At 71.6% G+C, this 8,865-nt stretch carries 7 protein-coding genes; 2 read left to right on the top strand and 5 right to left on the bottom strand.

Going from position 1 to position 8,865, the window contains the following annotated elements:
• Nucleotides 1–211 precede the first annotated feature (211 nt).
• A complete protein-coding gene (locus tag ACVJO7_RS28240; protein WP_491675417.1) occupies nucleotides 212–1,315 on the top strand; it encodes an IS630 family transposase in 1,104 nt (367 codons plus the stop codon).
• A gap of 174 nt (nucleotides 1,316–1,489) precedes the next feature.
• Entirely contained in the window at nucleotides 1,490–2,089 is a 600-nt protein-coding gene (locus ACVJO7_RS28235; protein ID WP_491675416.1) for a hypothetical protein, read from the top strand.
• Nucleotides 2,090–2,263: 174 nt separating this feature from the next.
• Here ACVJO7_RS28235 and ACVJO7_RS28230 read toward each other — a convergent pair whose 3' ends face one another.
• The 5 genes from ACVJO7_RS28230 to mobF all read right to left on the bottom strand — a co-directional run bounded on the left by ACVJO7_RS28230 (nucleotide 2,264) and on the right by mobF (nucleotide 8,864).
• Nucleotides 2,264–2,506: a hypothetical protein gene (locus ACVJO7_RS28230; protein ID WP_491675415.1), complete on the bottom strand. Its 243-nt coding sequence runs from the start codon at nucleotides 2,504–2,506 to the stop codon at nucleotides 2,264–2,266.
• Entirely contained in the window at nucleotides 2,503–3,270 is a 768-nt protein-coding gene (locus ACVJO7_RS28225) for a DUF5710 domain-containing protein (RefSeq protein WP_491675414.1), read from the bottom strand. The genes ACVJO7_RS28230 and ACVJO7_RS28225 overlap by 4 nt, the downstream gene beginning before the upstream one ends.
• A 112-nt stretch (nucleotides 3,271–3,382) precedes the next feature.
• The gene (locus ACVJO7_RS28220) at nucleotides 3,383–3,670 is read right to left on the bottom strand and encodes a hypothetical protein (protein ID WP_491675413.1); all 288 of its coding nucleotides are present in this window, start codon (nucleotides 3,668–3,670) and stop codon (nucleotides 3,383–3,385) included.
• Nucleotides 3,671–3,817: 147 nt separating this feature from the next.
• Entirely contained in the window at nucleotides 3,818–4,372 is a 555-nt protein-coding gene (locus ACVJO7_RS28215) for a hypothetical protein (RefSeq protein ID WP_491675412.1), read from the bottom strand.
• Nucleotides 4,373–4,511: 139 nt separating this feature from the next.
• The gene (mobF, locus tag ACVJO7_RS28210; RefSeq protein ID WP_491675411.1) at nucleotides 4,512–8,864 is read right to left on the bottom strand and encodes a MobF family relaxase; all 4,353 of its coding nucleotides are present in this window, start codon (nucleotides 8,862–8,864) and stop codon (nucleotides 4,512–4,514) included.
• Nucleotide 8,865 lies beyond the last annotated feature (1 nt).

The raw sequence follows: 8,865 nt of genomic DNA, 5'->3' as shown, positions 1-8,865 counted from the left end.
CTGGCGCCGACGACGCCAGCACCAGGCCCGGACCTGCCACTACCGCCGCCGCGGCCAACGCCCACCAGCCTGACAAAACGCCGTTGCAGTACTAGACAGTCGCTTTCCGACGCAGAGGTTTTGCGCCTGCATGCTAGTGCCTCGACACGGAACGTTGACGTCGTAACTCGCCCTGTCCGGTGAGCTGGGAGGCTGTCGCTGGAGGTGAGCGATGGCACGACCATCAGAAGTCTTCGTCCGGGATCTCGGCCCCGACGAGGCCCAACGTCTGGTGAAGATCACCCGCACCGCGAAGGACCGGGTCCGGCTGCGCCGGGCCGGGATCGTGCTGGCCTCGGTGCAGGGTCGCACCGCGAGCGAAGCCGCCGGGATGTTCGCCGCGACCGCGACCTACGCGCGGGAGGTGATCCACGCGTTCAACCAGCAGGGATTCGCAGCCCTGGACCCAAAATGGAGCGGGGGTCGACCCCATAGGTTCGGCCCCCACACTCGCGAGACGATCTGCCGGGTCGCCCGGATCCCACCCCAACGGCTCGGGTTGCCGTTCACCTGCTGGAGCTTGACCAAACTCGCCGCCCACCTGGCTGCCGAGCACCGCATCGAGGTCAGCACCGAGACCGTCCGCCGCGTGCTGCGCGCGGCCCGGGTGACCTGGCAGGCGACCAAGACCTGGAAGGCCAGTCGCGACCCCGAGTTCCGGGCGAAGACGACCCGCATCCTCGCCCTCTACGACCAGTCCGCCGCAGGTCGCATCTCCGCTGGTGGCCGGGTGATCTGCGTCGACGAGTTCGGGCCGCTGAACCTGCAACCCCGCCCGGGACGAGGCTGGTTCCCCACCCGCACACCGGCCCGGCTGCGAGCGACCTACACCCGCACCGGCGGGGTCCGGCACATGTTCGCCGCCCTCGACCTGGCCTCCGGGCAGCTGTTCTACCGGTTCCGCGACCGGAAACGCTCCACGGAGTTCCTCGGGTTCCTGCGCCAGCTACGCACCCGTTTCCCCGACGGCCGGCTGCACGTGGTCTGCGACAACTTCTCTCCCCACCGCACCCGGACGGTCGCCGACTGGTGCGCCGCCCACGACGTCGAGCTGGTCTTCACCCCGACCAACGCCTCCTGGCTGAACTGGATCGAGTCGGAGTTCACCGCGCTGCGCTACTTCTGCCTCGACAGCAGCGACTACCCCTCCCACACCGCACAGGAGGCCGCGATCGCCAGCTACGTCCGCTGGTCCAACCGCCATGCCCGACCGAAGCTGCGCTTCGCTCCCGAGTCCAAGATCCGCAGACCCGATTACCTACCCAACGTTGCGTGACGCGGCACTAGCCGCGCACCCGCGGACGAGCGCGCCGAGGCCATCCTGGATAAGGAGCTGGCGCGCGACCCTCTGCCAGACCATCGTCGTGGACACCTATACGTCGTCGCGCAACCGACTCGAGCGGATCGACGTATCGCACGTTCTTTCGTACGCGGCAAGACCATTGAGGTCATGGAGCTTGCTCATGGCGTTGATCGGCTGCTCGGTCGCGACATTCGTGATTTTGCCCCGCAACCGCGAGAAATGACTAGCACCGCGATCCGATCTAACGGCGTGGCTGTTACTTCCTATGGCTTGTCTGGGCCAGGTAGAACTATCCGCGACCCTGATACGACATACGGATCGCATCTGGATATGGAGTTTCGCGACGACGGCGGTATCCGCGTTTTCGTGGACCGAATGACCGATATGTGGGCCCGAGCCAATGGACTGGTGGTCGTCGATGGACTCGCTGTGGCATACTCACTGCGCATCGTTCACTGGGCTGCAAGGCTTGGCGAGCGGATCGGGTACAGAGGATCCTGGATACTCGGACTGCATGGGAGTGGCCTGCGGGGACTTCAAAGTCACAAGCGCGTCGAACACTGGGACTCAGGCCCCGCGTATGACGAGAACTTTTATCGCGAAACTACGACGGCATTTGATCTAGAGATTCGCCAGCGCCCCCACGCGGTAGCCGAACGTCTGGTTGGCCGCCTGATCGACGGGCTCGGCACGCGCCCTGCTTTCGATCAGTATCTAGTTGACATCGGACAGCGAGGCCAGCAGTAGACCCGACAAGGGCCCGCTACTACATCGGGCACCCCTGTCGTCCGGCCATCGGGCGCCGACATTGACCCCCGCGGCGTGCGGCGTCTAGGTCGGCGGCGATTCGGCACTGCCAACGGCGGCCGCCTTTTCGTACGTGGGAAGTTGGCGGCGACTATAGGCTAGGCCCATCGCGGCTCATCTCAGTCCGCGACGCATCGCTTCGTCGACCATCTCGGTCGGCGCACCGGTCGCGTCCGCGATCATGTGCAGCAAGTCGGTAGCGCGGCGGACGATGTGGCGTGGTGGGCTGAGCCAGATCTGTGGCCCCCCGAAGTCGGAGACGCCATTGCGGGTGAGCTGGGCGTAGTAGAGCCCATCCTCGATCCCCCACGTGCTGGTGTGCTCCCAACCGTCGAGCATCAGCGCGTGGATGCTCATAGCCGGCCCGCCCGCCGGTCGCTTCTCGAATCGCTGCCGGCGCGATGCCGGGCGAGGGCGCGGTCGGCGCTTCGGGCGCGTCCACCGGGCGCCTCGGGGCGGCGCAGGGTGACGCCAGCGTCGGTGAGCATTCGCAGGTCGAGGCGCCAGTGCCGTGCGGAGCGCTCGGTCCAGAGCCGTCCGGCGTCCTCGACGTGCCGGTTGACCTGCTGGTCGCTCATCCCGGTGACCTCGCGCAGGTGGGTGAGAGCCTCGTCGGCTCGCCCGGTGACGTTGGCGTAGCCGAGGTGGGTCACCAGGTGACACGGCGAGCACAAGCAGATCAGCCGACGCAGCGTCTGGGTGTCGGTGCGGTCGTCGTAGCTCCAGCGCTCGTGCGCTTCGAGCCAGCGACGTGCGTCGCGATCCTCGACGCTGCCGCAGGCTTCACAACGGTGACCGGCGCGGCCGAAGATCATGCGGCGCAGCCGCTCCCAATCCCGCTCGGAGACGCAGGTTCGGACGTTGGTGAACCAGCAGGTACGCGGGATCATGTCCACGAACAACCCTGGCCCGAAGCTGCGGTCTTCGCCCGGGAGCAGGTCCGGGACCTCGGGCAACGGTGCCCAGCGCTGCAGGCCGGCCGTCGCAGGGCTGGGGTCATACCAGCGCTTCGCGGCCTGGTCCCAGCGGGCGCCGTGGGTCTTGGCCTGGTCCTTCTCGCTGAACGGCACGTCGAGCCACGCCCGCTTGGGCGTGGTCGTCCTGGTCTCGCTCGTGGTCATGTGTGCGCTCCCCGACGCCGGCGACCTGCGCTCTGCTCCACGGAGGATGACACCGGGCACCGACATTTCCACCCCGGCACCCTTGCGGTTCGGCGTGCTCGCACCGGTCATGTCATCGGCGTCGGGTCCGCCGTACCCCAGGGAGGTCCATTCCGTCTCCGGTGATCTCTCGCGCGACCCGCACGATGTGATCCCGCACCTGCACGGGCACGACGTCGAGTCGCCCGGCCATGAGCTCCAGCAGTTCGGCCAGCCGGTCGGTCGTCGCGGCGGTGTGCAGGCCGGCGAGCCGGGCCGGGCCGGTGCGGTCAGATGCGGCGTGGACGATTCCGGCGGCTCGGGTGACCACTTCGGTGTCGGCGCGGAGCTGGGCGGCGGCGCGGAAGGCGCGTTCGTGCATGGGGTCCCCTGGGCGCGTGTGCTGGAGCTGGTCGCGGCTGCCGGGGGAAGCGGTGCCACCTGCATCATCGGGCAACTGCATTGCGGCCGGCTACCCGGGATCTCTCTGCACGGCCCGGTTGCTGGGCATGGGCTTCTCGGGCCGACCTCAGTTGGTGTCGAGTGGGCCACCGTCCATCAGGCCGTCGCCGTCCGCGTCGGTGCCACACGCGGCGGTGCCGTAGTCGGCGCTTGTCGGGTCGGAGCATGTGGATTCGCGGTTGTCTCCAACGACCTCGCTGTTGAGCTGCTCCAGGTAGTCCCGCTGTGCCTGCTCCTTGGCGGCGTTGATGTCCGGGCAGTCCTTGTTGGTGATCACGTTCGGGTTGTCAGGGTCACCGAACTCGGCGTCGCCGGTCGGGTCGCAGGTGTAGACAACCTCCCGCTCCGGCTCGGGCTCCTCGCTGGTTGGCACCGGCAGCGGCAGGTCCGGGATGACCCGTTCAGGAAGCGGGGGTGGCGGCACCAGCGCGCGCGGGGCGACTGGCGGGGCTGCCGTCGCGGCGGCGATCGGGTCGGCGGCCTCCGCGACCGGGGTCGGCGAGAACTCGGCCAGTGTGAGGGCGGCGGCGGCGCCGAGGGCGGCGACCAGTGTCGTCGGCACGAGCGCGCGGAGGGCGCGGCGGCCGAACCGCCGGGTGCGGTGCTGGTCGGTCGCGCCCATCGGTGCTGCTCCCCCGGTGACCGGGCCGCCGGTGCGGCCCGTACGCCGTTGACATCGCGGCGCACGGGCCCGCGTTAGCCGCCGAACGGGCTACTTTGCGAAATCATCACGCAGCCGCAGGCGGTCCATCGACCTCCGGTCAGCGCATCGCATCGGCTTCCCACTCGTCGGCGGACTCCTGCTGTTCGGCGGCGTGGTCGTCGTGGTGCCAGCGGGCGAGCTGCTGAGTCCGCTCGTCGTCGGGGTCGTCTGCGGCGTCGCGGTACATGACCTCGTCGAGCACGCGGCCGGCGTAGCGGACGGACTCCTCGGTCTCGTCCGCGGCGGGGACGCGGACGTCGTCCTCCCTTGTCGGGGCCGGCGCTTCGGCGGCCTCCTCGCGGAGGTCCCGCCAGTCGGAAACCTGGTCGCCTGTGTCGTGCACCGACCGGTCGTCGAGCGCGCTGTCGTGGACGTCGTCTTCGGTGATCTCGCGGTGCCGCTCGTCTGCGGCGACGGCGTAGTCGTGGGCGGCCTTCCACTCGGCGGCGGTGACCCGGTCGTCGGGGTCGTCGTCGGCGTCGCGCGCGGACAGCTCGGCCTCGGACAGCTCGGCCTGGACGCGGGTCTCGGCGGTGTGGACGAGCCAGCGGCCGCGGGCGTCGTCGACCTTCTGCAGTTCGGCGGCGCGCTGCTGCAGGATCGCGGCCAGGCCGGCGGCCTGCTCGGCCTCCGCGGTGAGCCGCTGCTGTTCGTCCGGGTCGGTGGCGGCGTCGGCTTCGGCGCGGCGCAGGACGGCGTCGTGCTGGTGGCGGTCGGCGGCCTGGCGGGTGCCGGCGAGTTCGTTGGCGACGTAACGGGGTGCGGCGGCGAGTTCGCGCTCGTAGGCGCGCACCCGCATGCGGAGCTGGCCGTTGGACAGCTCCAGGTGCTCGCGGTCGATCTCGGGGCGGCCGAGGTCACGCCAGGCGGCGCGGTAGGCGGCGAACTGCTCGACCTGCCCGGGCTGCGGGGCCGGGCCGAGCGCGTCGGTGGGGTCGTCGTGGCCGCGGGTCTCGCGGTAGGCGGCCACCCGGCCGGCCGCGGAGATCCAGGCGTCGCGGGCCGGGCCGGCGTCGGGGAGGTCGCCGAACGCCTCGGCGGCCCACTGCTGCGGGTCCTTCGCCTGCTCAGTCCCGAGCTGGCGGGCCCGCTGGTCGGCGGCCTCGGCGAGCGCGGACAGGTAGTCGCTCCACTCGGCGTCGTCGGTGCGCGGGATCCAGTCCGACCAGGTGCTTCCGGTCGGGTCGAACCGGTGGTGATCGCGGACCCGCGAGTAGAGCACGTTCGACACGTGCCGGGCCCCGGACAGCGAGCCGCGCTCGACCGCCTCGGCCAGCACGGCGTCGGGGTCGTGGCCAGCGAGTTCGGCGCGGCGCAGGATCCGGGTCAGCGCGCCGGTGCCGTCCTCGGCGGCGATCCGGGTCCGCTGCTCGACGGTGAGGGATCCGGTGTCGACGAGCCGGTCGAGCGCGGCGGCGGTGCGGTCGTGGGCGGCGAGCTGGGCGGCGTCGGCGAGCAGCTCGGCCGCGGTCCGGGCACTGCCGGCTTCGGCGGTGGACTCGGAGGCGAGGGTGAGCGTGGAGCGGGTGACGGCCTGCTCGGTGCTGTCGAGGATCGCGGCCAGCGTCGCGACGGGGTCGCGGTGCAGGCCGTGCTCGCGGTCGGTGCCCTCGGCCGGGTCCTCGGGGCCGGTGCGGGTGGTGACGTGCGCGGTGTTGGCCTCCCGCCCGCGGGACATGCCGACGTAGAGCGCCGCGGGCCCGGTCCGCGCGGTGATGACCGAGTGGGTGGTGTCGACGGTGGCGCCCTGGGCGGCGTGCACGGTGGCGGCGTAGCCGAGCGCGAGATGGGAGTCGACGTAGGTGGCGGGCAGCACCATCGACTCGCCGTCCCCGGCGCCGGTGGTGTCGGTGCAGACCTGCAGGGCGCCGTCGTCGCGGACGGCGGTGACCCGGTAGGTCTCGCGGTTGATCGGGCCGCGCCGGTTGCCCTCGACACCGGCGAGGTTCCACCCGTTGCTGCGGGCCTGGACCAGGTCCCCGACGCCGGCGAAGGTGCCCTGCAGGCCGAGGGGGACGCCGTACTCGTCGACCCGGCCGAGGCGGACCAGCTCGGCCCGCACCGCCGCCGACAGGCTCGCGGCCTGTTCGTTGGTGTCGACCAGCAGCAGCGACCGGTGCCCGTCGAGGGTGTCGGCCAGCCACGCCCAGGCGGCGGACTCCTCGGCCTGCTCGCGGGTGCCGGCGTCGAGCAGTCGCCCCTGCTGGTGGTACTCGCGCAGCACCGACTCGTCGCCGGAGCGCAGCCGCAGCGACGCGGCGCGTTCCCACCCGGCGGAGAACCGGCGCGCATCGGCCAGCTCGTAGCGGGACCCGGCCGCGGCGAGCATGTCCATCCCGCCGCCGGCGCCGACGGCGGCAAGCTGCTTGTGGTCGCCGACCAGCAGCAGCTTCGCCCCGGCCGCGTCGACGTGGCCGTGGATCGCTGCCAGGGCGGCGGTGTCGGTCATCGCGGACTCGTCGACCACGACCAGGTCCCCGGCGTCCAACTGCCACGGCTGGTCCCCGTCGACAGTGCGGTGCTCGGCGGGCGCGGCGGCGATCCGGTCCTGAACGCCCAGCCACTGGGTGACGTTGCGGGCGGTCAGGCCCTCGCCCGCCAGGACGTCGGTGGCGACCTGGCTGGTCGCCAACCCGAACACCCGCCCTGCCCGCTGTCCGGCGGCGAGGGTGGGGTCGGCCCAGGCGCGGGCCAGCGTGCCGACGACGAACGACTTCCCCGTCCCGGCCGGCCCGACGAGAGTCTCGACCCTCGCCCCGGAGGTGAGGATGCCGCGCACCGCGGCGGCCTGGTCGGCGCCGAGCTCGATGCCCTGCCCGCGCAGCTGCTCGAGGAACCGGCCGGCCGCCGGATCGGACAGCGCGGCACCGTCGCGCGCGCCGGTGGCAGCGAACAGGATCCGCTCGGAGCGCACCTGCTCCGGGGTGGCGTAGATCCGGCCGCCCGGGGCGGCCATCGCCGAGTCGCCGTTGTCCAGGCGCAGCTCGGCCGGCAGCCGGTCCTCGCCGGGGCGTTCGGCGTCCATCGCGACCGCGTAGCCGATGGCCTCGTCGGTGAGTTGATCGAGCAGCTCGCCGACCTGCGCGCCGTCGGGGACCCCGAGGTAGTCCGGCAGCGCGGCGTTGATCGCGCGGGTCAAATCCGCCCGGGTCCACCCGGACTTGCGGTCGGCGACCTCGGCCAGGGCCAGCTCGATCACCGCCTGCGGGTTGAACGCCATCGGCTCGACGCCTTCACGGCGGGCAGCCAGGGCGGCGTCGGCGACCCCGACCAGGCCGCCGTCGATGTCGGCCCGCATCCGGGCGTTGATCCGGTCCAGGAACTCCTCGCGGGTCTCGCCGTCGTGCGACTTCGACGCCCGCGTGGCGAACGTGGCCTGCCGCGAGATCCGGTCCCGCTCGGCCGAGTTCGGGGCGCGGCCGTAGCGCTGCTCAAACAGCTCGAACAGCTCGGCGGTCTTGCCCGTCACCGCGTGCCGGCGCGAGGAGATCAGCGCCATCGCTTCCTCGGCCACGCCGAGGATCTCGCGGGACTTCCCGTCCGGACGCATCCCGAACATCGTGCCCAGCGAGTGCGTGAGCCGTTCCTCGGTGGTGCGCTCGGCGACCGCGCCGGCGGCCGGGCGCCACCGGTAGAGCGAGCGGCCGTCGAGGGTGCGCCAAACCCCGTCCGGTCCCTCGACGCGGTTGAGGATCGTGTCGTGGATGTGCAGCTGCGGGTCGTGATCCCGGGAGTCGTGCTGGAAGAACGACGCGACCACGAAGTTGTGCGCGTCAACCCACCGACCGGCCGCGCCGCCGTGATGGCCGACCCGGGAGTACCCGGCCTTGTCCTGTAGGTAAGCCAGGGCGGCGTTGTTGCCCGCCCAGATCGCGTCCTCGACGGCCTGGCGGAACTCGCCCCACGCTGCGGCGACCTCCTCGTCGCCGGCCTGGCGGGCGGCGACCTCGCGGGCCTCGAACGCGGTGTGCAGCAGCGTCACCGACTTCTGCACGCTGAACGTCACGTCGAGGAACGCGACGTTGTGCCGGGCTGCCTTCCCGGCCTCCGTCCGCAGTTCCGCGCGGCGTTCCGCCGACGCGTCCGGCTCGCGTTCCAACGCCGCGGCGTAGAGGTCGTCCTCGGACAGGTACTTGCGTCCCGTGTGTCCCAGAGTGGACACCTCGTCCCACCGGGACGGGTCGTGGAACCCTCCGTCCCGCGGATCCAGGAGCCGCTCGTAGACCGCGCGCATGTCCTGTGCCTCGACCAGGCCGCGCAGGCCGAGCGTCTCCGCGCCGGCGCCCCACCAGCGCCCCGGGGGCTCGCCCTCGGCGACCGCGCCGGTGTAGTAGTTCTCCCGCCCGGCCGCGACCTCCTTCAACAAGTACTCCGGGCTGTAGCCCGAGGCGATGCTCAGCACCCCGACCACC

It is taken from the genome of Pseudonocardia sp. DxW, assembly GCF_058448985.1.
Note: the sequence above shows the minus strand (reverse complement) of the source record. Positions and strands in the feature narration are given on the sequence as shown.